Raw genomic sequence first — 21,677 nt, 5'->3', positions numbered from 1 at the left:
CCCGCTCAGCCTCGAGGCTCATTTTTCCGGCGTGCCGCCCAGCTTCGCGCACGTGCCCTTCGGCATGGTCTTGAAGTCGCCCTTGTCGTGATCGACCTTGGCTTGGCCCGCGCAATCGTGCACGCCGGTCTTGCTCGAACAATCGTTCTGGCCGGCCTTAGCGACGCCGTAGCAATTCACGGTGTCGTCCGCGTGGGCCACGCCCGCACCGGCCGTCGCAAGACCCGCCAGCGCGGCGGCAATCAGTGCCTGGCGGCCGAGAGAGTTCTTCATTGCGTTTCTCCTTGAACTTCGAAATGGTTTCGCAGCAAGCAATTGGGATACGCAGCCGTCGCAACGCGCGGCCTCGCGCGCCCTATTTTGCCTCACCACGCGACGCCCGGCCCGGCCGAAGCGCCGCAGGCTCACGGAATTATTGCAGTTCAAGTAATGATGTTTGCTGGATTGCGGTGTTTTTCTTTGAAGTGCACTGCAATAAAGTCTCACCAACGATTCGAGCAACAAGATTGTTACGAACCGACCACATAATTTTCGGAGGTTGTTACCATGAAGAATCTGATTGCTGCTGCACTCGCCGCTACCGTCCTCGCCGCTCCGGCCCTGTCGTTCGCACAAGCCGAGCAAGCGCCCGTGACGCGCGCTCAAGTTCGCGCCGAACTGGTCCAGCTGGAAAAGGCCGGCTACCGTCCGAACCTGTCGAGCCCGTACTATCCGGAAGACCTGCAGGCTGCCGAGGCGCGCGTCGCCCAGCAGAACGGCGCAGCGCAAGCCACGGCTTACGGCGCATCGACGAACGGCAGCGTCCAGTCCGGCACCCGCGCCCCGAACATCAAGCCGACCTACTTCGGCCAGTAATCGCGGCGCACGCGTGGTGCCAGTGCACGACGCGTAGCTTCGCTTGGCGGGCCCGCTCTCCCAATTGAGAGAGAGCGGGCCCGCCGTTCATTTCTAAGCCGCGCGTGCAACGCGCCCGGCGGAAAGAGCGGCACGCCCACGAAAACCTCCGCCGCCGGAAATCCGGTGGCTTTGCCCGGACTGCGGTCCGGGCCTTTTTCCTCCTTCCCTCTCGCGTCGCATGCGGCCCGCTTTCCCAGCGCGGCCGCCCGGCTCAAAAGCCGTGGGTCACGAGCGAGAGCACGGAAAGATCGGGGTGCGTGCCGTCGATGATGCTGCGGCCCACGTGCACCGCCTCTTCGGTGGCGTCCTGCTCGCTGCGCCAGGTTTCGTCGCCGTCCGCGTGATAGGTGACCGTGTGGCCCGGCTTCGCGGGATTCGCGCCGGGATGGCACACGTAGGCCGTATAGGTGTAGCGGTTCGCGCCCTCTTCGGTTGGCGTGGCGCTGACGTGGATCTCGAAGCCTTCGTAGTCGACCTGATGCATCGCAAGCGGTTGAGCGCTCATGGTGACCTCCGGGTGCCGCGGGTGAGCGGCTGCGGGCTATCCGGCCGATGGGTGTGCAGCCGGGCGTTCGGTATTGGGAAGTTTAGGCGATGGGCCCCGGGCGGGTGGCCTACTATTGCATGGCGATCCACCACCCTGGGAGCTTAGCCATGGCATCGAACACCGTCCGCCTGCACCGCGTGCTGCGCGCACCGCCCGAGCGCATCTATCGCGCGTTCCTCGACGCCAGCGCGGTCGTGAAATGGCTGCCGCCCAACGGCTTCACGTGCACCGTCCATGAACTCGACGCGAAAGTCGGCGGCCGTTACCGGATGTCGTTCAAGAATTTCACGGCCGGCCACGGTCATTCGTTCGGCGGCGAATATCTCGAACTCGTGCCGAACGAGCGATTGCGTTACACCGGCGTGTTCGAGGACGAGCACCTGACCGGCACCATGCAAACGACGGTGGAATTGCGCGCGGTGTTTTTCGGCGCGGAAATGACCGTCGTGCAGGAAGGCATACCGGAGATCATTCCGGTCGAGGCGTGTTATCTCGGCTGGCAGGAGTCGCTGGGGTTGCTTGCGAAGCTCGTTGAAGCCGAAATCAGCCAGTAAGTAGAAAGGGGCTCGCGCCCCTTTCTTTTCTCGACCGCGTGCTTGTTCAATACCCGAGCGCGCAGCCATCCTTGCGATGATCGGATGCACCGGTCAACACGCCACGCTCCCAGTCGATACGAATAGCCTGCGAGCCGCCAATCGGGCCGGCTGCCGGCACGAGCTTGAAGCCGCGATCGGCAAGCGCCGCACGCGTGTTGTCCGGCAATGTCGATTCGATTTCCACAGTCCCGGTACCCGGGCGCGGGAAGACGCGCGGCAGATCCATCGCGGCCTGCATGTCGAGGCCGTAATGCAGCACCTTCGAGAGGAAATGCGCGTGGCCCATCGCCTGATAGTGGCCGCCCATCACGCCGAAACTCATCTGCACGCGGCCGTCGCGTGCAACCATCCCCGGGATGATGGTGTGCAGCGGACGCTTGTGCGGCGCGATGGCGTTGGGATGACCCGGCTCCACCGAGAAGCTCATGCCGCGGTTGTGCAGCATCACGCCGGATTCCTTGCCCATCAGCCCGCTGCCGAATGGATAGAACAACGAATTGATGAAGCTCACGCAGTTGCGGTCGCGATCGACCACGGTGATGTAGACCGTGTCGCGGTGCTCGACCTGGGAGATCGCGGCGGCCGGGTCCAGCACGCTTTCAAGGTCGATGCGGCTGCGCAGTTTGTCGACGTATTCGTCGGACAGCAGGCGATCGACGTCGACGGCACCATGACGCGGGTCGCCTAGCACGGCGTCGCGCACCGCGTACGCGAGCTTCGCCGCCTCGATCTCGCGATGCAGACGGTCGGCGTCGAGCGGGCTGCCTTCGGCGTCGTATTTGTCGAGCAGGCGGAGCAACAGCAGCGCGATGACGCCCTGCCCCGCAGGCGGACATTCGATCACGTCATAGCCCTGGAATTTCGCGCGGATCGGCGTGACGTACTCGCCGTGGAATTGCGCGAAGTCTTCCAGCGTGTGCAAGCCGCCATGCGCCTGAAGTTGCGCGACGAGATCGGCAGCGACCGCGCCTCGGTAGAACGCGTCGCGGCCCGTTTCGGCGATGGCGCGCAGCGTGTTTGCGAGGCGCGGCTGACGATGCGTCGAGCCGGCGCGCGGCGCGGCGCCATCCACGAGCATGGTCGTGCGCGCTACGGCGTCACGCGAAAGCGTTTCTACCTCTGCGGCCCAGTCGTGCGCGGTGCGCGGCGCGACGGCGTAGCCTTCCTCCGCGAAGCGGATTGCCGGTGCGAGCACGTCGCGCAGCGGCAGGCGGCCGTGGTCGCGATGAAGCGTGGTCCATGCGTCCACCGCGCCCGGCACCGTGACTGCGTGCGGCGAGTGGCGCGCAATCGTTTCTATGCCCATTGCGCGCAAGCGCTCTGCGCTCGCTGCGGCGGGGGCCCAGCCCGAGCCGTCATAGGCGATTACGTCATCCGTGCCGCCGCGCGAATAGAGCGCGAAGCAGTCGCCGCCCACGCCAGTTGAACCCGGTTCGACTACGCACTGCACCGCACACGCGGCAATTGCGGCGTCCATGGCGTTGCCGCCTGCAGCGAGAATCTGCACGGCCGCGAGCGTGGCGCTCGGATGCGAGGTTGCGGCCATACCATTGCGAGCCATGACGAGCGAGCGGCCCGGCGTTTCGAAGTTACGCATCGAAGCGTTCTCCTCTTTGGTGTCCTGATGATGTTTTATTTCACGTGACGCTGCATCGCGGCTACGTCTTTTACGCGGATGCAGGCATCGCAGTGCGCAACGTGCGCTTCAAGAACGTCTGCGTGCGCGGATGCGAAGGCGCGGTGAAGATGCGCTCGGGCGGTCCCTCTTCGATCAGCTCGCCCTGGTCGAGCACGACCACGCGATCGGCCACCTCGCGAGCAAAGCCCATTTCGTGCGTGACGACGACCATCGTCATGCCGTCTTCGGCAAGCTCTTTCATCACCTGCAGCACTTCGCCTACGGTTTCCGGATCGAGCGCACTGGTGGGCTCGTCGAAGAGCAGCACCTTCGGCTGCATGGCGAGCGCGCGAGCGATGGCGATACGCTGCTGCTGGCCGCCGGAAAGCTGCGACGGATAGTGGTCGGCGCGATCGGCAAGACCCACGCGCGCGATCAGCGCTTTTGCTTGTTTGACCGCTTCTTCGCGCGGCATCTTCAGCACGTGAATGGGCGCCTCGATCACGTTCTCCAGCGCCGTCATGTGCGGAAACAGATTGAAGCGCTGGAACACCATGCCGATATCGCGACGCTGCCGTGCAAGCTGGCGCCCGGAATCGCGCACCAGCGTGCCGTTCGGGCGCTCGACAAAGCCGAGCAGATGCCCGTTCACGCGCACCCGCCCGCTGTCGTACGACTCGAGCAGATTGAGGCAGCGAATGAACGTGGTCTTGCCCGACCCGGACGAGCCGATCAGCACCACCACCTCTCCCTTCGCAACGCTCAACGAAATGCCGTTGAGCACCTTGGTCGCGCCGAACGACTTGTGAATGTCCGACGCCTCGATGACGATTTCGCGTGCTTCGTTCATGTCAACGCTCATGTCAACGTCCCCGCAGCAGTTTCATCGTTTGCGCGCCAAAGAGACGCGTATTCGCAGCCGGCTTCGCTTCGCCGCGGCCGAAGTGCGCTTCGAGCCGCCGCTGCACGAAGCCCCAGAGCGTGGTGAGCGCGAGGAAGTAAATGCCGAGCACGAGATACAGCTCGAACACGCGGAAGTTCACCGATGTGATCATCTGCGTGCTGAGCAGCAGTTCCGGCACGCCGATCACGCTCACGAGCGTGGTGTTTTTCAGCATGACGTTGAACTCGTTGCCAAGCGGCGGCACGATGATGCGGAACGCTTGCGGCAGCACGACGCGGCGCATGAGCAGCACCGAAGTCATGCCAAGCGAGCGCGACGCTTCGTACTGGCCTCTGTCCACCGAACTCAAGCCCGCGCGAATGATTTCCGCCTGATAAGCCGCCGAATTCATGCCGAGCGCGAGCACGGCGGCCTGAATGTTGCCCGGCAGCGAGATGATGCCGAAGTCGAGATCGTGAAAGTGAAAGATGTTCGCCGCGGCAAATGCGGTGTACAGAAACACGATCTGCATGAGCAACGGCGTGCCGCGCATGACCCAGATATAGCCGCGCGCGAGATACTGCACCGGCAAGCTCGACGAAAGCCGCATGAGCGCGACGATCAGGCCGAGCGTGGCGCCGAACACGATCGCGCAAGCGCTGATCGAGAACGTGAGCCACAAGCCGTGCAGATACGCCGGGCTCGGGTCTAGCAGGAATTTCCGGAAGATTTCCCAACTGAAATTCATGGCGTCACCCCGCGCTCACAGGCGATCGTTTTCGAGCTTCCAGGTGGCGAGCATCTTGCTGTAGCGATCGCTCTTCACGAGATCGGCCACGGCTTTCGCGACCGCCGGAGAAAGCGGCTCGCCCTTGCGCGCGCCAATGCCCGTTGCGATGCGATTGAAGCCCGGCACCGCCTCCTCGAACATGTCGCCCGAGACCTGCTGGAAGTGCGCGGCGCTTTCCGCCGTGGTGCCGTAAGCGTCGACCTGATTCAGACGGAAGGCCTGAAATGCATCGGCATCCGAACTATAGACAACGATGTTCATGGGCTGCTTGCCTGCGGCTTTGAGCTTCTCGTTCTCCTTGTCGAGCAGCGTGCTGATGGTCGTACCGTTGAGCACCGCGACCTTCTTGCCGGAGAGATCGTCGAGCGAGCGCACGTGGCGCGGGTTGCCGCGCGGCACCATGATCGACTGGCTCGAATACATGTAGTCGACGATGTCGATGATCTGGCGGCGCTCCGGCTTGTCGAAGAGCTGGCCGATCACGAGATCGCATTGCTTTGCCTGCAGCGCGGGAATCTGCCCGCTGAAGGACATGACCTTCCACTCGACCTTGAGATTGCCGAGCTGCTTCGCGATGTCTTGCGCCACGTCGACGGAGAAGCCGCGCGGCTGCTGGTTCTCGTCGTAGGACGCGAGCGGCGGCGCGTCCATGCTCGAACAGTAGGTGAGCGTGCCGCCTTTCACGAGGCCCAGATCGGCGGCGTGCGCTGCTGATGCTCCGGCTGCTTGTGCCAGAACCGCCAAGCCTGCGCAGGCGGCGAGACGAAGACGCTTGAACTGAATTGCTGACATCGAGAGGCTCCTGGCTGAAAGTGAGCTGCTTGAGGTGCGACGACAGTTAGGATACCGACACGTCATGCTCGTGACGCGGGCGATTCTAGAAACTGGATGATCTGGGGAACGGTTGATTCGAGGTGCTCGCGTAGTGCTTGCTCGGCTTGTGCTGGGTCGCGGGTGCGCAGTGCGTCGATGAGGATCTGGTGGGCGTCGCGTGCGCGTTTGCGTCTGAAGGTGGCTTGCTCGATCCACAGGCGCATGGGGCCTTCTATCAACGTGTAGAGCGAGTGGATTTGCTGGTAGAGGCGCGTGCGGCCGCTGATTTCACACAGATATTCGTGGAACGCGCAGTGGCGTTGGACCCAGGTGTCTGTGTCGCCTACGCAAGCGTCCATGTCTTCCAGCAGACGCTGGAGTTTGGTTAGGTGCGCTTCGGTGCAGCGCGGCGCGGCTACGCGCATGGCCAGGCATTCGAGCGCAATGCGCATGTCGAAAATGTCCTGGACTTCTTCTACTGTGAGGCCGCGGACGATTGCGCCTCGGTTCGGGCGCTGGATGATCAGGCCTTCGGTGTGGAGCCTTTTGAGTGCTGCGCGTACCGGCATGCGGCTCATTGAGAGTTCTTCGGCAACCGTTTCGGCGACGATGCGCTGGCCTGCTGCGTAGCGGCCTTCGATGATGGCCTCCAGCAGGAAGCGGTAGGCCTCTTCTTCGGCCGTTAAGGCTAGGCCGGTGGTAGTGCGGACGCTGGTGGCAGGCATTTTTGTGCGGTGCGGGAGGACGTCGCTTTGGGTTGCTGTTGTGAGGCAGCGTACTACGAGTGGATTTTTGGATCCAGTCTTTCAAAAAAGATTTGCGGGGGGGCGAGCTCGGCCTCTCAAATGCGAAGATCTCTGGACACGCTGCTCGCAAATTCGAGCGATCAAAGGAAGAAGGCTGTGAATCAAAGGATTCACTACCTTCAACCTGCATGGGACGGTGAGCGCGGATTATGTTGCGCGGAGGACATTGAAAGTAGCCTGGCAATCGCCCATCAGACAGAGAGGAGGCAATTTTGGTATTTAAAAATGCCCCCAAAGTTGCCCCCAGTCCAGAAGTGCTAAAGACATGTCTCACCATCTTCGTCTGGCGTTGAAAACGCAACCCAAACGCTGCTCGTTCACGGCGGCCAGACGGTCTACGCCGTAAAACGCTCCACCGCAACGTGGAAGACAAAGTACCCGAACGGGTACATCAACATCATCTTCCATAATGGCGAGCTTTCAGCCGCAGAAGACAGGAGTTTCTCGATCAGCGGAACTTCGATTTCTACTACCTGAACGGTATTATTTTCGTCGCTGGCAAGCGCGCATTCGAATCGACGACGCACTATCGTGAAGCATACGCACATGCTTTCTCCGAGTTGCAGCGAGACGCCACCTCTTCGGGGCTTTTCACCGACATGCAGACGCTCATCGACTACGTGGGCACCAACTCCATACAGCTGCGACGCATGGCAGTGGTCGAACAGAAAGCGCTTTCCGCGAATCCAAACTTCCTGACCACCCTTCAAGCAGTCAGTGATGCGCGCGACTGGGGGCTGAACTTCGATCCGCACAGCAACCAGCTGATTCCATGCGAACAAACCGCACGCACGATTCTGCAGGTTCTGCTTGATCACCATTTGCTTAGCGAGGTCACCCAGAATATCTACGATGTGCCGGACACCGTCCCCGTGTAGCAACCCCTAGCGTTCGCAGCGGACTCGTATAACTGGCCGCCGCCACTGATTGCATTCCGCATCGCGTGTGCGATTCGAAAAAAAGCACGTCTCGCTATGGCAGTTGCCGTTGTCCTCGCATATTGGATGGGCCCTTCTCGCCGACACGCTTCGTTTGAATACCGTACTTGTCCCGAAGACACCGAGCCAACAGTGGGTACAACGACGTTCTGGACGCACCCCTCGCATTCTCTTCTGTCCGACGGTGCCGCCGAGGAGCGAGTAACCGAAAGCGTTTAAATCTCAGCGAGCCTATGGGCTGAATGTCGCCGCCGCTGCGCAGCGCTTCACGCGAGGCCGAGCGCGCGGAAGTGCTCGGCCTTCGAGACGGCCCAAGGATCGTTAGGCACTGCCTTTTGGTATGCCCGCAGGAATGCCGCGGCCTTTCCTATGTCGCGCATCTGTTCGAAGACGGCGACGAGCCTCCGCAGGATCGCTGGTTTGCCCGGCAGTCGCCGGTGCAGCGCCAAGAGCTGCTCCGCTGCCGCTTCGTACTTTGCATCAAGCGCGAGAATTGACGCGTATTTCAGCAGGAGGTCCGGGACGTCCGGGGCCTCAGCCAGACACCTTACCACGAAGCTCCTAGCGCGATCCACCTGGCGCACCTCGAGGTATGCCGACAGTGCCAGACGCCGGAGTTCGGCGCCGGTGGGCGATTGCGCATCGACCACGTCGGGCCGGGATTCGAGGTCACGGATGCAGTCGAAGTAGCGTCCCTCCCGGTATGACGCCTGGACCATGATCAGGAAGGCTTGCGCGTCCCTCGACGACTCGAACTCAGCGCGAGCAACTAGCTCCGCGTCGCGGTAGTCGCCGCGCTCGACGAGGCGTACCGCCTGCGTGGACCAGTCCTCATCAGGTGCGCGTGCGACCGCGAGAGCCCGCGTAGGCGTGAACTGAACCTGCGCGCGCCTCACCTCACGCAACGCTTCTAGCATCGCGTCGATGCTCGGCCAGCGCTCTTCCGGTGCGAGCTTCAGGCAGCGATCGATGAAGTCATCGAGCGGCTGGGACACCGTCGAGTTGACCTCGCGCGCTCGCGGGAACGGCACGTGGCGGGCCACCTGACTCAGTGTGTCGTGCGGCAGCCGGGCGGTGATGAGGTGGTAGAGCAGCACACCGAGGCTGTAGATGTCGCTGAGGAATCGGGACGAGTTGTCTCTCGTCGAGAGCGTTGCGCCGACAATCTCCGGCGCGGAGTAGAGAATCGTCCCACCATTCTCACGGGTGCGCGCGTACATGTCCTCTGGCAGCACGCTCGAACCGAAATCAGTCAGCTTCACTCGCTCTGCGGAGACGAGAATGTTCTGCGGTTTGATGTCTCCGTGGGACATTCCCAAGAGATGCAGGTGAGCGCAGCCTTCGAGGACCTGCTCAAAAACGTCAAGCAGCTTGTGATAGCTAGCGACGAATCCCTCCTCTCCCTTATCCAAGAGCTGCGCCAGCGTGATCGAGGGGAAGTACTCCATCTCGATCGCGTACCATTCGCGCTCCGGCGGGACGCGCCCCATCCAATAGACGTCGACGACGCACGGGTGCGGGGGCTGACCGACGAGCGGCGAGCCTTCGGCCAGCTCTTCGTTGCGCTTACTCTGGGACTTGGGAATCTTCACCGCGACGATCGCGCCGTCCGTGAGTCGCTGGGCTCGCCAGACCCATCCGTAAGAGCCGTCGCCCAAGCACTCGATGAGTTCGTAACGCTCACCGAGGCGCCGATCGGCTCTAGGAACGAAGAACTTAGTCATCTTGATTCTCCTCGCCGAATGATGTCCTCGAGCCGAAGCAGCCCGTCCTGTCCGGCGCGAACAACAAACTGGTAGAAGATGAGGCGCGCCTTCGGGTTGCCAGGGACACGCACGCCGCCCATCGCGCTGAAGCCTCCACACACGATGCTGCGAAGATAGTCATGATCCGGCAGCGTCACCAACCCAACGCTCCAGTATGCCAGCAGCAGAGTCGCGTCGTCGCAGCCCCACCTCTGCTGAGCGAGGAGCAGCGTCTCGATCTTCGGGCTCAAATCCTTCTGCTTCCCCGCGTACCGCTCGAACTCGGCCACGAGCGCCACGCGCCTCGTCGCCCGATCGAACCAGACGGAATCCGAGCGCACGTCCTCCTCGACGTGGGCAAGCGGCCCTTCACGCGGAGCGGGCACCTCCGAGACTGCAGCGAAGCCAAGATCGTGGCCAGCCGCCGTAAGGAATGTGCAGCCAAGGCTGTGAACCAAGTGTCCAACGTCACGAACACCCCACTCCGTCCACATCGGCAAATGGGACGATGCGGCTTCAACTGTGAGGCGGCTTGGGGCATCGCTCACGTTAGCCACCAAACCTCCCCCAAACGTTGAGCACCTCGGGCGACTCGCCGCCGTGGATCAACGCTTTCGTTCCGACGCGAACCAGCAGTGGAGCCGGAATCGATCGTCCGCAGATGAGCGCCTCGCCCGTCGACAGCCCGGGAAGCTGCTCGAGGTCCGCCGCGCTCACCATGTCGGAAGTCTTCGCGATGAAGCGCTGGTCGTCAGGATTCCGGAGCCGCATGGCAATCAGCGTGTTGCACTGTGACGTCACGTCCGGGTCGAGCTTCGAAGGCCGCTGGCTCACGACCGCAAAACCGACACCGAACTTGCGCCCCTCGCCCGCTATCTTCTTGATGATACGGTGGCTCACGGCGGGCTCGCCAGCCGGCGCGAAGTTGTGCGCTTCCTCGTAGACGATGAAACACGGGCGGATGCGGTCGGTCTTGCTCGAAGCAGCGCGCAAGATCTCGCTCGAGATCAGCGCAGTAATCACCTGCTTCGCCGTATCGCTGAGGCCCTGGAGATCGACGATTACCAGGCGTCCTCGACGATCAGTGGGTCTGCCGACCATGTCGTAGGTGTCCGTCGCGCCAGGCAGACCCGAGTGGTAGAAGCTCTGAGCCTCTTGCAGCACGCGCGAGAGCTTCATCGAGGTAACCGCAGCACTGCGACCATTCAGCGCCGCGGCCTCGGCTTGGCTCAGCTCATCCCACTGGCGAACCTCGTCGATGCCGTCGCCGAGGTAGTAGCGCAGACGGTTGATGTCTCTTGGTGTGGTCGCCTCGTGCGCAATCCAGTACCGAATCGCGACGTCCAGCACCCGCTGCTGCGGTTCCGTGAGCCCAGGCAGAATCTCGCTGAGGTCGTCCATCTCGAAGTGGTCGAACTGCAGAGCGAGCTCCTGGTTGGCACCCGCGTACTTCTGACGGAACGACGCGTTTTGCGGACTGTAGATCGAGATGCCGGCCCCTGCCTCACGCAGACGCGTGAACGACTCGCGGATCGCTGGGAGCGCCGCTCGGTCTCGCTGGTCGTCGAGCTCGTCGGGCCTCTCGTTGAAGCGCATCTGGCCGCCCTGCAACGCACGTCCGTACTCGCCGTGAGGGTCGAAGACGACGACAGTCCCGTTGTTGATGGCGACAAGGCGCTCAATGACCCGCCCAACAGTGTAGGACTTGCCCGAGCCCGTCATTGCAAGCACCGCGAGGTGCTCGGTCACGAGGCGATTCACCTCCAGATAGACCGGCACCGCCGTGGAACCTCGCTCGTAGCCAACGAGGTTACCTATGTGCAAGCTCGAGTGCTCCTGAAACTCGTAAAACGCACTCAAGAACTGGAAGTCAACCGGCTCCACCGGAGCACCTGGGTCAAGCGCGCGGCGCGGCATCTTGATCTGCCCCGTGTCCGGATCGCGGAATCCGATCGCTTCGAGCTTGCCCATCACCTGCTCACCCGTCACATGCGCGCCCGGGAGGAGCTCCAGCTCTGTCACGGCCTGGCCGAGCCCGGAGTTGTAAAGGACGTTGCTGCGACTGATGCTCACGATTCGAGCAAGAACGTCGGTCGTAGGGCCATCCTCCTGTTCGCGGTGACGGACGCGCACAAACTCGCCGCGCCTGCCGGCGAAGGACGAATTGAGCACCATGGTGAGGTTCGTCGGGTCGCCTGTGTTGCCGACGAGTCTGCCGAGGATGTGTGTAGTCATGAAGAGGTCTCCTTACGTCCCGAGGTCCCAGTCCGAAAGCCAGACGCTCTCGAGCTCGCGCCGCTTGAGCTCTCCGGCGACGCTACGGCTGTAATGTTCAAGGAAGGGCCCGAGTGCGTTCAGCTCTCGCTCGGCCAATTGGACCGGTAGCGGCGCCGACAACGCGCCGCCCACCGCCGTAAGCGCCATAGTCGTGCCGACTATCTCGTCGATGGCAGTGCTGGTCCACGCTGGCGCATCGCCAACGAGCTGCATCAAGCGCGGCTCACTCGTCTGACCAGCGCGGAAGTGAAGCCCGATGACGCCCATGTCGACGACCGAGCCCGGCTCCATGCGCGGCGCGTGGACGTTCATCCGGAACGCGGCAGTCCTGGTAAAGCTGCCGAGGATCCCGTGCACGAATCGACGCTCACCCACGCCGAGGATCGCATCACGGATGCCATCGAGCGCGGCGAGTTGATCACAATCGATCTCCTCGGTCGGCAGGAGCTGGCTTCTTCCCTCATGCTGGCGCAAGTCTTGTTGCGCCGACTGCACGATAGCACCGAAGCGCTGCGACGCGAGCCCGATGATGATCGGCCCGGTCGGGTTCCACGGGAAGAGCCGCTCACGGTGATGTTCCCAAAATGACTCGACGGCGTTGAGCGTCATCGCATACGCTGCCTGGTATCCCTCGTCGCCAGCTCGATTCGCGGGAGGAACCATGCTCCGGTCCATAACCAGCGGCGTGTCGAGGTAGATGAGTCGGGCGCGCTCTTCGGAGACGGCGCGGTCAGCAAGCTCGTAGGCCTGGCGAATCGCAGCGAGAGCGAGGCGCTTTGACTGATTTTCGTAGTTGATGTCATCGATCTCGCACGTGCTATCTTGGCCGGCGGTCGAGATGGCGTTGTGTTCGACGAGGAGGTCACATCGAGCCGCCGCCGCGCCATATAGGAAGCCGCCGATGGTCCTAGTGATGGAGGCATGCGTCGCGATACCGGAGGCCCGGGCATTGATCGGGTTGGGCCTCTCGACTGCGCGCACGAGACCCGCCTTCACAAACAGCGGCGCGACTCGCTCGAGGTCGCGAATCTGTTTGAGCAGTCGCCCAACGGTTCCGGGCAGGTGAACCTGCGACTGAATCGCGAGCGTCTGCGCGAGTGTACGATTGTGTGTCTTCATCGGTTGGACACCTCTCGAAGCGCACCCACGTAGGGCGCGTAGGGGCTCTGCATTACAAGTTCGTACGCCACGCTCGTCGGCATGGCGCCATCGACGAGGCCTCGATCGCTTAGCTCCTTCAAGAGCGAACGTCCTCTTTCGAGCGAAAAGCGAAAGACAGACGAGGAACGCAATCCTGCAATGGCCTGCTCTTCGTCAGCGAACGTTTGGCTCAGGAGGAAGACCAAGAACCCGTAATGGTCGGGCGAGAGCGCCGTTGCCGCGGCCATCTTGGCTGGCTGGCCCTCCCCCGCGAGCGAAACAAGACTAGCAAGCCACCTCTCGAGTTCCTCTGGAGCGTCAAGCACCGCCAACGACCACAGCGGTAGACAGGTGACCGCGAACAGACCTGCTGCTGGGTGGAGGCGATACGAGCCCACGGAGACGCTGAGGTCGCTCCACGTTGCGCCGGGCAGCGCCGGGGTCTGCAACTTACCTACCAGCCGGTAACCTACTTCATGCGCGAGGACTTTGGCGAGTCCTTCACCTCCACGCGGAGCGGACTCCACGCGCTCCGCCTCCCACGAAACAGGCTGCTCGCAGCCCCCACCCGCGAATGGCGGTAGCAGCAACAGCACGCGCCCCGGCACGCGTGTCCACTCAATGAGCCGTATCTGCTCCGCCTCCTCGGCGCTCTGGAAAACTTCGCCGAAAGCGAGGACGACGGCGCGACCATCCGGCAGCTCGGCGTTTGGCGTGGCCGAGAGCACCTCCTGCAGGATCCTGCCACGACGGTGCGTGGCGAGCAGGCCGTGGAGAAAAATCGGCACCGTCACGACCGCGCTCCGAGCCGGTAAGTTCGCTGCACGAGTTCACGCTTCACGAGCGCATCCGCTTCCTGCGGCTCGAGCCCCGGGTCGCGGCCGGCGTCGAGGGCTGCCACGATGGCGCACCAACGGTCGAAGCTCACCCCGGAACCTTCGAGCTGCTTGCCGGCCACGACACTAATCTCGTGAACGTGCGCGTTGACGACCGCCTGCGCCTCCGTAAGCGCCCCTACGTCTTCGACGTCCTTCACTCCAAGCGGCTTTGGTGTGGTCGTGCCTTTGGCACTCGCCAAAGCGTCGAGCCCGCGCTGTGATCGAAGCAGGTCGGGGCCCTGTACGAGACGCTTTCGGTATTCCGTCACAGCGTTCTCGACCGAAAACACATGGCCGAGCAACTGCGCCAGGTAACTGCGCGGCTCCTCGAGCAGCTCGCGGGCCTTCGACATCAAGGGCTGAAAGTTTCCGAGCCGCGCCGGAGCGTCGAACTCTGAGCGCAGTCGGTCGACATCTTCGCCGCACGCGCTCTCCAAGGCCCCCTCGATGAACGTCGGACGGCCCTGCAGCTTGTCAAGTTCGGGTACGCTCTTTGGGTATTGAAAGTCGGCAGGTACCTCCTTGAGCACCGTCTGGAGGGTCGAAATGCGCTCGACGGCTTCGCGCAGGTCCGACTGCAGCTTCTCGTGGACCGTCTTCAGGCTGCGGAACGCGGTGACGATTTGGCCGTCGCATTCCGCCAACGGGGCCTCTGTCCACGTCGTAAGGTCGATGCCAACCTCGCGCGCGAGGCTCTCCAACTGCATCGTCGCGTCGGCGACTTTCAAATCCCGCAAATTCTGGCGCAACGTCCCCGGTTCCTTTGCCTGGATGACTTCAGTGGCACCGGCCATCGCCCCGACCGCAAGCGCGCCGTCGATGATGTGCACGATTTTCTCCAGGGAGAGCGTGAAAAGCGCGATCGGGAAGCCGTGGATTGACATCACATCCAAGCGCATGTCATCCGCCAGCGATACCGTCCTTGCGCGCACCCGCCCCTCCGCGCGGCGAACGAAGGCAACGAACAACGACGCACGCCGGATGCGCTGCCACAGGGGAACGTTGTCCGATTCGAAGTCGAGTGTCTTGACGTTCGCGTCTTGCTGAATTGCCTGGTAGTCCTCTCGACGGTAGACCCAGTCGATGTTGCTCAGAACCCGGCGACGGCGCTGCGCAGCAACGCGGAAACCATCGGCCGTCGCCGGCTGCGTCTCGGATTTGTCGAGCAAGTCGAGGTCGGCGGTGCTCTCCTTGAGCTTCTTGCGCGCCGTAACCGTCTTCGTGCCCGGAGATACCGCCCCTTCCGGCGCGAAGAGATCCTGCACCCGCCCGGCACCGAAGACGGCCTCCATCTCCCCAATGAGCTTCGGGTAGTCCTGCCTCAGCCAGTTGTCCGCCTCCTGCATGGCACCTCGGAGCTCGGCGCGCGTCGTTGGGGTATAAGCGTCGGCGGTCCTCGCACCGGGCTGCTGCATTCCAAAGCCCAGCTCGCGGATGATGGACATCCACTCGAAATAGATGTCCTTCGGCTTCACCCCTTCCCAGGTGTAACCCCAGAACCACTCCCGCTCTGCGAGCGCGAGCGTGCAATCGCCGTTCAACAGGCGCCGGATGGCCTCGACGAGGAACGCAGGAAACAGCGGCTCGGCTGCGTCGTCGAGGCTCGAGTACAAGCCGGCTCGCTCGCCGTCTCCGTAACCGGCCGCACGCGCCTTCGGCGTCACGCCAAGTTTGGCGAACAACGTTTTCAACGCCTCAACGTCCACGCCCGACTTGTCGTCGAGGTTTGCGAGAGAGGCTGGGGCGAGCGTATCAATCGCGAGGACGCGCCAGGCACGCGTCAGCAGCTCCTGTTCCGACTCCTTGAGTTTGCCCGATGACCGGAGCGGCCACGCGATGCGGCCGAGGTCGTTTAGTTGTTGACGGAAACGTCCCACCTCATCCGAGAACGGGCGCACGAGGCTCTGCAGACGGTTGCTGAACGCAGTCGTGAAGCCATGTCCGTCGAGGCGAAAGCCAATACTTGCCTGCGTCGCGACACCGACCTGGTGGAGAATGTACTCCTCGGTCGATGTGAGCTGGTAGAGCAGCAAAAAGCTCTTCGCGCCCGTTAGGGTACCGCTAGGGGGATTCGCCATTACGTCAACTAGCGCACGCGAGGCAGTAAAGGCAATCACGGGCGTGCGGCCTTCTTCGCCGAACTGGGCGCTCGTCGCCTTGCAAAGGCGCTCCAGATCATCGACGTTTTTCACCCACGCAAAGAGCACTCGGCCCTTGGGGTGTAGCTTCAGACCATCGAATGTGACGAGCCCGCCCCCCGAAGCACCCCGATTACCCGCTGACGTCCCGATGACCTTCAGCGAGTCGTCGCGGATGCCCGAGTGCGCCGCGTCGTACACCCAGTGCTGGTCGATGACGCGCATCGCCCCGACTAGCACCTGCACGGCCCGCTGTTGCTCGGTCTGCGTGCGAAGCGCGGAGAGGGCCTTTTCATGAGCCGAGTTTTGGTCCGGGTCGCGGAAGATAAGCGACGTCTGGCCTTGCTTACGGTGGCGCAAGTCGAGTCGGGCGATCATCTCCACGCTCGGCCCCACGTGCGTAGCCGTATCGGGCTCGAGATCCTCAGGCCCAATAAAGCGACGCCACAACGCGCGCGCCGCGTCCTCCGCAGCTGCGTGCGGATAGAGCAGCGACACGAGATGGACGAAGTCAGACTGGCGAAGCGGTACGACCAGTGTGTGCTTGCCGTCAGTGCGGCGCTGGCCCTTCGTCTCGTGAATGGCGTAAGTGCCGAGATTCGACAGGAGCTGGCGAAGGTCGAGCGGCTGGTCGACGCCACCGAGCCTCCAAACGCCTCGATCGCGCGTGAACTTGGAGAAGCGCAGCGCTTCGGCGGCCTCGAGCTCGTCCCACTCGACGCGGCGGAAGATCGTCGCGATCGGCTCGTCGTACTCGTTCCGAGCAGCAAGGATGGCGCTGCGGATCTCAGGCGAGTATGCGTCGAGCGGAACCGGGAGCTGACCATAGAGCAGGTCGCGGGCGGTAGTAAGTTGCGCTCGGTCCGGGATCTTCAGCATCTCGATCGCATGGTGATCGAGGACGTGCTGCTGCACGCGTCCAGACACCCGGACCAGCTCGTCGAACAGGGAACCGACCGTGGGTGCGTCCTTCTCGCCGCGCACGCGCTTATCGCGAAGACGTTCATCGATGCTTGCCATGACGACATTGAACCAGCCGAAGTTCCCGGCGCTCATCGCGTAGGCGGCTTCGACAAGCCCCTGCGGGTACGACTCAGCCAGCCGTCCATCCTTCTCCAGCGTTTGCACGAAGTCGCTGACATCGGAGAACGCGTTCGATTGGAGCTCGGTGAGCTCGAAGCGGCGCGCAGTGGACTGGATTTCGCGCAGCTCATCGCCGATGGCCGGCGAGCAGAGGGCGACGTAGCGCAGCCAAGGGAGCTTGCGGCGCGGATCCTCCTCCTTGATGGCCTTTCCCATCAGTTTGATGGCGCGGCCGTCGAGGTGCTTGATGTCAGTCGAGTCGAGCCCGAACGTCGCGGCTTCGGCTGCGGTCTCGAGTTCGTCGAGCACGACGAGCACGTACTTGACGCCGAGCGAGTGCAGGTACTCGTAGGCAGCTTGGCAGAGCCGGGTCGCGAGCTCAGGGTCCTCGTAGAGCTTCTCGTCGGAGTGGTTGGTCGACGCCTCGAGCGCCACCGCGAGCTTCTTCGGGTCGAAGCCCTCCACGATAAGGCGGTCGGCCGCCTCTTTCGCAATCTGCCCCTGGATTGAGCCGTCGAATGTGCTGCGTGCTAGCGGCAGGAGCGCTTTGTAGAGGCCGTAGGCGAACCAGTTGTCGACGTTGTTGTAGTCGTTCGCGACCTGGCTGTAGCGTATGTAAAGCCCGAGGTATTGGTCGCGGTCCTTGTCGTCGTGGAAGAGGTTCGCCTTCACCAGCGCACCATCGTCACTGCGCACCCACCAACCGCGCGACGTGTCGTTAATCTGCGCTACCAGCTCGTACCCTAGGCGCGACTTACCAACGCCCCACTGCGCAATGACCGCGAAGACGTGCGCGAACTTCTCGGCCTCGTCGTCGACGAGGTGGATGAAGTGACGGAACGTCTCGAAGAAGCGGCCTTGTCCCACGATGGGATGGGCGAGGGGGTAGCTCGAGACGCCGGTTGCGGCCCACTGGTGCGTCGTTTTGTTGGTCATCGTATCAGCTCTCGTTCGGTCTCCAGCGCGGCCCACGCGTTCTGGAAAGCTTCGTTGAATTCGGTATGAACGACCCAACGCACGAGCTTGCGCGTGGGGTCGGCGTGCAGCCCCCGCCCGTGACGCGCCTGCCCGGGTTGTGCATCGAGCAGCTCCAAGGCGCCCTTTTTCATGGCTAGGTCGATGAGTGCATCCATCCAGCGTGCGAAGACCTCGTCGCTCGGGCTAATGCCGAAGGTCAGGAGCAGCTCGCGCAACACCGGCTCGGCGGCAACGAAGCCGCGCACGTCGGCGTGCCCACTGGTAATGTCGGTAAGCGCCTGCGCCGGCGTTGCCTTCCCGACGAAGTCAGCCGCGAGCGCGCTCGGCAGCGTCACCTGGCCCGTTCGACTGAGCCAGCCCACGGACTCGAGGAGGTGAAGGGGCGCCGTGAGCGGCGTGAGCGAGAGGTCGTCCTTGCCCTTCTTGCGCGTCAGGACATTAGGATCGTAGGCCAGAACCTCGCAGTGCGCGCGCGCGAGCCAACGGGCCGCCGTATATTCGGTAAGTCCGTCGAACCATGTCTCCGGCTCGACATGGTTTCGCAGGAGGAGTGAGTTGCCCGCCTTGAGCCCCGCGCGCCCGCTGCGCACCTCAGCCCAACGCGCGAGCTCCCAGTCACTTCGCTGGAGTCGCGCCAACAACAGCCGCAGCCACGGGCTCTCGCGAACGAGATAGGCTGCGAGCAGTTCGAGCCCCTGCTGCGCATCTTCCTTCCAGCGCCGGAGCAAGGTACGGGATTCGTCGGTCAGGTCCCAGAGTCCTTCCTCATCGCATGCAATGAGGCCCACGCCGGGCAACAGGGCGCGGCCCTCGCGCTGGAACACACCGAAGAGCCCGGCCGCCCCTCGTCGGGCGATGACACCGACCAGGGTGCGATCGGCCGCCGCTCGTGGCGTGCCGGTCTGCGGCGCGCGCTGCGCAGCACCGGCGAAGACCTCTAGCGCGCGAAACCACGACTCCGGATCGCCGGTCTCAGTCCAGAAAGCCGGTCGCTCGAGGTACAGCACGGGTGAAACCGTCATGCTGCCTCCTCAATGCTCGTTCCGCTCGCGCGCGCAATTCGCTCGCGCGCCCAGGTTTCGGCGGCACGACGGATGGCGGCAGTCACGGGCGAACCAAGCCGATAGAACGCGCGACTGCCGAGCGCGCGGTAGCAGGCATCGGAAAATGAAGGATGGATGGAGTACGCGGGATGGCGGCTGCCGGAACCATGCTCGAAACGCCAGACGTCTCGTCGTTGTACTGCCTCGATGACGAGGCCGAGATGGTCGTCGAGCGTGCGGGCCGTAACGCGATGCCCGAGGATCGTTACTCCGAGTTGCGCGAGCGTGCGCTGCACCAGCTCACCGAGGGAGCCACAGCGAACCTCCTCGCCACTCGGCAGCGCCACCACGACCTCGATGCGCGGCGGGCTCTGGAACAGTGGGACGTGTGCGGGCTCGAGCTCGAAGGCGATGCCGCCCGAGACGCGCTCGGCCTCCCACGCTTCCTTGGTGAAGGTCATCTGAGCGAGCAGGAAGGCCCACGGATGGTGGAGCGCCCAAAGCATCGAGTCGCCGCCGCTCCGGCCGTCGAGCGCGCCGCTCAGGACCGCGTGAGCAGGCACGGCGTCGGTCGACGTCGGCAGGCGCAGGAGCCGCCCGGGCCGCCATGCCGTCGACGGATCGTCGAAGGTGATGTCGGGGAGCCAAACCGGTGGCACGCCGATCCGCACAGCGGCAGTCGCAGCCAGCGCGCGCAGCAGCACTGGAAACGCGGAGGCTTCGTGCGCGGCGGCGGAGAGTACAGCACGCTCCAACTCACTGAAGGACGTGGGCGAAAGCGACGGCCTGTCCACATTTACAAGCCCTGTCGCGAGTACGCCGGCGGCCGTGACGGCGTCGGCCAGCGCCGCGACGTCCTTGCGCTCACCCATTTCGGCGAGCCGCGCACGAACCACGCGTAGCCACGAGGCGCGCACCTCCGGCAGGAGCGAGAATATGGCAGGAACTGACTCGGCGGCATTGGGCAGCCGATCGCCCAGCGCGACGACGGCGGGCGTGGCCACGAGCGCCTCCCCCCGCTCGCGCCAAAGGCCTTTGGCGCCAAAGTCCTCCAGGCCACTAAGGCCAGACGATTGCAACTCGCCGTGCGTGAGCAGGTTGCGCGTCTCCTCGACCGTGCGCACAAGGGCGCGCCCCTGGAGAACCGCGGGCGTCATCGGTCCTTCTCCCCATCCGGCTCGTCGAGGAGCGCGTAGAGGCCGTCGAGGTCCGCAATGAGAGGCTTCACGTTGAGGCCATCGTTCCGTTGGAGCGACTGCAGGATGGTCTGGTCGGCACTGCGATCGCCCGTCTCCAGTGCCTTCTGCGCATCAGCGAGGTCGGCTTCGGTGAGGTGGCCCCCAATGAGTTGTTCAACCAGCAGCGTGGCGATGATTGTCAGTACCTTGGCGGCGTCTGCGCATCGTCCGGCGATGAGCATCTTGTCATCCGTTGCAAACCAAGCCTCCCGCTCCGTGTCCGGCACTGACGGAATCGGGATCTCGATGCCCTTCACATCACCGGGATACGAGTGAGCGGTTATGCCGCGAATTGTCGACTGGATCTGGAGGTATCCGATCTGGGTCTTGAGGTATTGACGAATGAATGACGCCGGGACCTGCTCTCGGTCCAGACGAACGATCATCACCTCCGTTGAGGGGTACGGCCCCTCGAGCTGTGAGTAGGTCACGTCCCGTCCGATGTAGCTCTTGTTGTGGGCAGCGTTACACAACAAGAGGTCGTGAAGAGCGAGGGCGCGCGCGCCATCTGTGGGACGCTTGACCGTGCGCAACGCCCCTTCGACGAAGCTCCGTCCCAGGTTTGCGACCGTCGCCTGGAGTACCCCGCCTTCGGATTCCGGCTGACTCTGGCCGTTGATGACGACAGTGCTCAAATCGTCGAGCGAGCGCGTGGTTCCGCCGAGCTCCCGGAAGTACTGCTCAACAGCCGAAGGATAGAAGTGTGCGTCGAGGCGCTCCGTCAAGGATCGAAATGCCAAACGACGGGTGCGCTTGGCAAAATCAATGCCATCCGGCAGGACGATGTGCTTCGCGTGGATCGCTGCGACGTCCTTCTCAAGCCTCCATGCCCGCTCGCGCAGCCTTTCTGCCTGTCGAACCTTGTCGCCGATATAGCGTTGGGCGAGTGAAGAGGGGCTTGGCAGTTCAATTACGCGGAGGTCTTCGAGATTAACGCCGGCCTGAACCGAGCCAGTGACCTGCCGACGCAACTGAAGTTCCCCGATCGGGCTCGTCAAGAAGGCCCAAAGGAAGTACGCGTCGGCCTTCGAGGGATCCACAACAACGCGCGCGGAGTGGCGTCCGATGTTCGCCGTTGGCGGATGCGGGGGGCAGATCGCGGCGCGACCTACGTATCCGCCCATCGCAACAACCAGATCGCCGGCCTGGAGCTCACTGGCGCGGAAGTCCGCATGCTGCGCTGGATCTATACCTTCGAGACTGGAAAAGTCGATACCCGGGTCGGAGAAGGAGGCGATCGTCACCATCCGAGGAGCCTGTGGATCAGCG

The 21,677-nt window shown here is 63.3% G+C and carries 18 protein-coding genes and 1 pseudogene; 3 read left to right on the top strand and 16 right to left on the bottom strand.

Annotated elements, in window-relative coordinates; genetic code table 11:
• Positions 1–18: 18 nt before the first annotated feature.
• Complete coding sequence (locus tag U5A65_RS16385; RefSeq protein WP_321907464.1) at positions 19–273, bottom strand: DUF2282 domain-containing protein; 255 nt, start codon at positions 271–273, stop codon at positions 19–21.
• 273 nt (positions 274–546) lie between these two features.
• Here U5A65_RS16385 and U5A65_RS16380 point away from each other — a divergent pair, with 273 nt between their 5' ends.
• Positions 547–855 (top strand): DUF4148 domain-containing protein, encoded by a 309-nt coding sequence (locus U5A65_RS16380; RefSeq protein ID WP_233879016.1) that lies wholly within the window; start codon positions 547–549, stop codon positions 853–855.
• A 253-nt stretch (positions 856–1,108) separates the two neighbouring features.
• On the opposite strand, the gene U5A65_RS16375 is transcribed toward U5A65_RS16380, so the two are convergent.
• On the bottom strand, positions 1,109–1,402 hold the full coding sequence (locus tag U5A65_RS16375) for a hypothetical protein (protein ID WP_158756737.1): 294 nt from the start codon (positions 1,400–1,402) through the stop codon (positions 1,109–1,111).
• A gap of 149 nt (positions 1,403–1,551) precedes the next feature.
• Between U5A65_RS16375 and U5A65_RS16370 the strand changes: the two genes are divergently transcribed.
• Positions 1,552–1,998 carry an SRPBCC family protein gene (locus U5A65_RS16370; RefSeq protein WP_158756736.1) on the top strand — a complete coding sequence of 149 codons (447 nt, stop codon included), beginning with the start codon at positions 1,552–1,554 and terminating at the stop codon, positions 1,996–1,998.
• Between the two features lie 46 nt (positions 1,999–2,044).
• Here the strand turns inward: U5A65_RS16370 and ggt are convergent, their stop codons facing one another.
• The 5 genes from ggt to U5A65_RS16345 form a co-directional block, all read right to left on the bottom strand.
• Complete coding sequence (gene ggt, locus U5A65_RS16365; RefSeq protein WP_321946820.1) at positions 2,045–3,637, bottom strand: gamma-glutamyltransferase; 1,593 nt, start codon at positions 3,635–3,637, stop codon at positions 2,045–2,047.
• A gap of 70 nt (positions 3,638–3,707) precedes the next feature.
• Positions 3,708–4,508 (bottom strand): amino acid ABC transporter ATP-binding protein, encoded by an 801-nt coding sequence (locus U5A65_RS16360; protein WP_321907459.1) that lies wholly within the window; start codon positions 4,506–4,508, stop codon positions 3,708–3,710.
• Positions 4,509–4,521: 13 nt separating this feature from the next.
• The gene (locus tag U5A65_RS16355) at positions 4,522–5,289 is read right to left on the bottom strand and encodes an amino acid ABC transporter permease (protein ID WP_321907456.1); all 768 of its coding nucleotides are present in this window, start codon (positions 5,287–5,289) and stop codon (positions 4,522–4,524) included.
• Between the two features lie 15 nt (positions 5,290–5,304).
• On the bottom strand, positions 5,305–6,123 hold the full coding sequence (locus U5A65_RS16350; RefSeq protein ID WP_321907453.1) for an ABC transporter substrate-binding protein: 819 nt from the start codon (positions 6,121–6,123) through the stop codon (positions 5,305–5,307).
• Between the two features lie 62 nt (positions 6,124–6,185).
• On the bottom strand, positions 6,186–6,869 hold the full coding sequence (locus tag U5A65_RS16345) for a GntR family transcriptional regulator (protein ID WP_321946819.1): 684 nt from the start codon (positions 6,867–6,869) through the stop codon (positions 6,186–6,188).
• Between the two features lie 542 nt (positions 6,870–7,411).
• Here U5A65_RS16345 and U5A65_RS16340 point away from each other — a divergent pair.
• Positions 7,412–7,828: pseudogene (locus U5A65_RS16340) on the top strand (Kiwa anti-phage protein KwaB-like domain-containing protein); the annotation flags it as partial.
• Positions 7,829–8,154: 326 nt separating this feature from the next.
• Here the strand turns inward: U5A65_RS16340 and U5A65_RS16335 are convergent.
• From U5A65_RS16335 to U5A65_RS16295, 9 genes are read right to left on the bottom strand one after another with little or no spacing between them, the layout of a single operon-like run.
• Positions 8,155–9,612, bottom strand: a complete 1,458-nt coding sequence (locus U5A65_RS16335; protein WP_321946818.1) for a protein kinase domain-containing protein — start codon at positions 9,610–9,612, stop codon at positions 8,155–8,157.
• Positions 9,609–10,181 (bottom strand): hypothetical protein, encoded by a 573-nt coding sequence (locus U5A65_RS16330; protein WP_321946817.1) that lies wholly within the window; start codon positions 10,179–10,181, stop codon positions 9,609–9,611. The genes U5A65_RS16335 and U5A65_RS16330 overlap by 4 nt, the downstream gene beginning before the upstream one ends.
• Before the next feature lies 1 nt (position 10,182).
• A complete protein-coding gene (locus tag U5A65_RS16325; RefSeq protein WP_321946816.1) occupies positions 10,183–11,868 on the bottom strand; it encodes an ATP-binding protein in 1,686 nt (561 codons plus the stop codon).
• 12 nt (positions 11,869–11,880) lie between these two features.
• Positions 11,881–13,029 (bottom strand): hypothetical protein, encoded by a 1,149-nt coding sequence (locus tag U5A65_RS16320; protein ID WP_321946815.1) that lies wholly within the window; start codon positions 13,027–13,029, stop codon positions 11,881–11,883.
• The gene (locus U5A65_RS16315; protein ID WP_321946814.1) at positions 13,026–13,844 is read right to left on the bottom strand and encodes a hypothetical protein; all 819 of its coding nucleotides are present in this window, start codon (positions 13,842–13,844) and stop codon (positions 13,026–13,028) included. Before U5A65_RS16315 ends, U5A65_RS16320 begins: the two co-directional genes overlap by 4 nt.
• On the bottom strand, positions 13,841–18,085 hold the full coding sequence (locus U5A65_RS16310) for a hypothetical protein (protein WP_321946813.1): 4,245 nt from the start codon (positions 18,083–18,085) through the stop codon (positions 13,841–13,843). Before U5A65_RS16310 ends, U5A65_RS16315 begins: the two co-directional genes overlap by 4 nt.
• Positions 18,082–19,149, bottom strand: coding sequence for a hypothetical protein (locus tag U5A65_RS16305; protein WP_321946812.1), 1,068 nt, complete (start codon positions 19,147–19,149; stop codon positions 18,082–18,084). The genes U5A65_RS16310 and U5A65_RS16305 overlap by 4 nt, the downstream gene beginning before the upstream one ends.
• A complete protein-coding gene (locus tag U5A65_RS16300; RefSeq protein ID WP_321946811.1) occupies positions 19,146–20,327 on the bottom strand; it encodes a hypothetical protein in 1,182 nt (393 codons plus the stop codon). The genes U5A65_RS16305 and U5A65_RS16300 overlap by 4 nt, the downstream gene beginning before the upstream one ends.
• Complete coding sequence (locus U5A65_RS16295; RefSeq protein WP_321946810.1) at positions 20,324–21,655, bottom strand: hypothetical protein; 1,332 nt, start codon at positions 21,653–21,655, stop codon at positions 20,324–20,326. Before U5A65_RS16295 ends, U5A65_RS16300 begins: the two co-directional genes overlap by 4 nt.
• Positions 21,656–21,677: the final 22 nt, after the last annotated feature.

Origin of the sequence: Paraburkholderia sp. J10-1, from assembly GCF_905220165.1 — a bacterium.
Lineage (GTDB): Bacteria > Pseudomonadota > Gammaproteobacteria > Burkholderiales > Burkholderiaceae > Paraburkholderia.
This window is presented reverse-complemented; position numbering and strand designations above follow the sequence as displayed.

What these genes read in the sequence shown, in the direction of transcription:
- U5A65_RS16385 (WP_321907464.1), bottom strand. Translation starts at nt 273, where the DNA reads ATGAAGAACTCTCTCGGCCGCCAGGCACTGATTGCCGCCGCGCTGGCG.
- U5A65_RS16380 (WP_233879016.1), top strand. Translation starts at nt 547, where the DNA reads ATGAAGAATCTGATTGCTGCTGCACTCGCCGCTACCGTCCTCGCCGCT.
- U5A65_RS16375 (WP_158756737.1), bottom strand. Translation starts at nt 1,402, where the DNA reads ATGAGCGCTCAACCGCTTGCGATGCATCAGGTCGACTACGAAGGCTTC.
- U5A65_RS16370 (WP_158756736.1), top strand. Translation starts at nt 1,552, where the DNA reads ATGGCATCGAACACCGTCCGCCTGCACCGCGTGCTGCGCGCACCGCCC.
- ggt (WP_321946820.1), bottom strand. Translation starts at nt 3,637, where the DNA reads ATGCGTAACTTCGAAACGCCGGGCCGCTCGCTCGTCATGGCTCGCAAT.
- U5A65_RS16360 (WP_321907459.1), bottom strand. Translation starts at nt 4,508, where the DNA reads ATGAACGAAGCACGCGAAATCGTCATCGAGGCGTCGGACATTCACAAG.
- U5A65_RS16355 (WP_321907456.1), bottom strand. Translation starts at nt 5,289, where the DNA reads ATGAATTTCAGTTGGGAAATCTTCCGGAAATTCCTGCTAGACCCGAGC.
- U5A65_RS16350 (WP_321907453.1), bottom strand. Translation starts at nt 6,123, where the DNA reads ATGTCAGCAATTCAGTTCAAGCGTCTTCGTCTCGCCGCCTGCGCAGGC.
- U5A65_RS16345 (WP_321946819.1), bottom strand. Translation starts at nt 6,869, where the DNA reads ATGCCTGCCACCAGCGTCCGCACTACCACCGGCCTAGCCTTAACGGCC.
- U5A65_RS16335 (WP_321946818.1), bottom strand. Translation starts at nt 9,612, where the DNA reads ATGACTAAGTTCTTCGTTCCTAGAGCCGATCGGCGCCTCGGTGAGCGT.
- U5A65_RS16325 (WP_321946816.1), bottom strand. Translation starts at nt 11,868, where the DNA reads ATGACTACACACATCCTCGGCAGACTCGTCGGCAACACAGGCGACCCG.
- U5A65_RS16320 (WP_321946815.1), bottom strand. Translation starts at nt 13,029, where the DNA reads ATGAAGACACACAATCGTACACTCGCGCAGACGCTCGCGATTCAGTCG.
- U5A65_RS16310 (WP_321946813.1), bottom strand. Translation starts at nt 18,085, where the DNA reads ATGACCAACAAAACGACGCACCAGTGGGCCGCAACCGGCGTCTCGAGC.
- U5A65_RS16305 (WP_321946812.1), bottom strand. Translation starts at nt 19,149, where the DNA reads ATGACGGTTTCACCCGTGCTGTACCTCGAGCGACCGGCTTTCTGGACT.
- U5A65_RS16300 (WP_321946811.1), bottom strand. Translation starts at nt 20,327, where the DNA reads ATGACGCCCGCGGTTCTCCAGGGGCGCGCCCTTGTGCGCACGGTCGAG.
- U5A65_RS16295 (WP_321946810.1), bottom strand. Translation starts at nt 21,655, where the DNA reads ATGGTGACGATCGCCTCCTTCTCCGACCCGGGTATCGACTTTTCCAGT.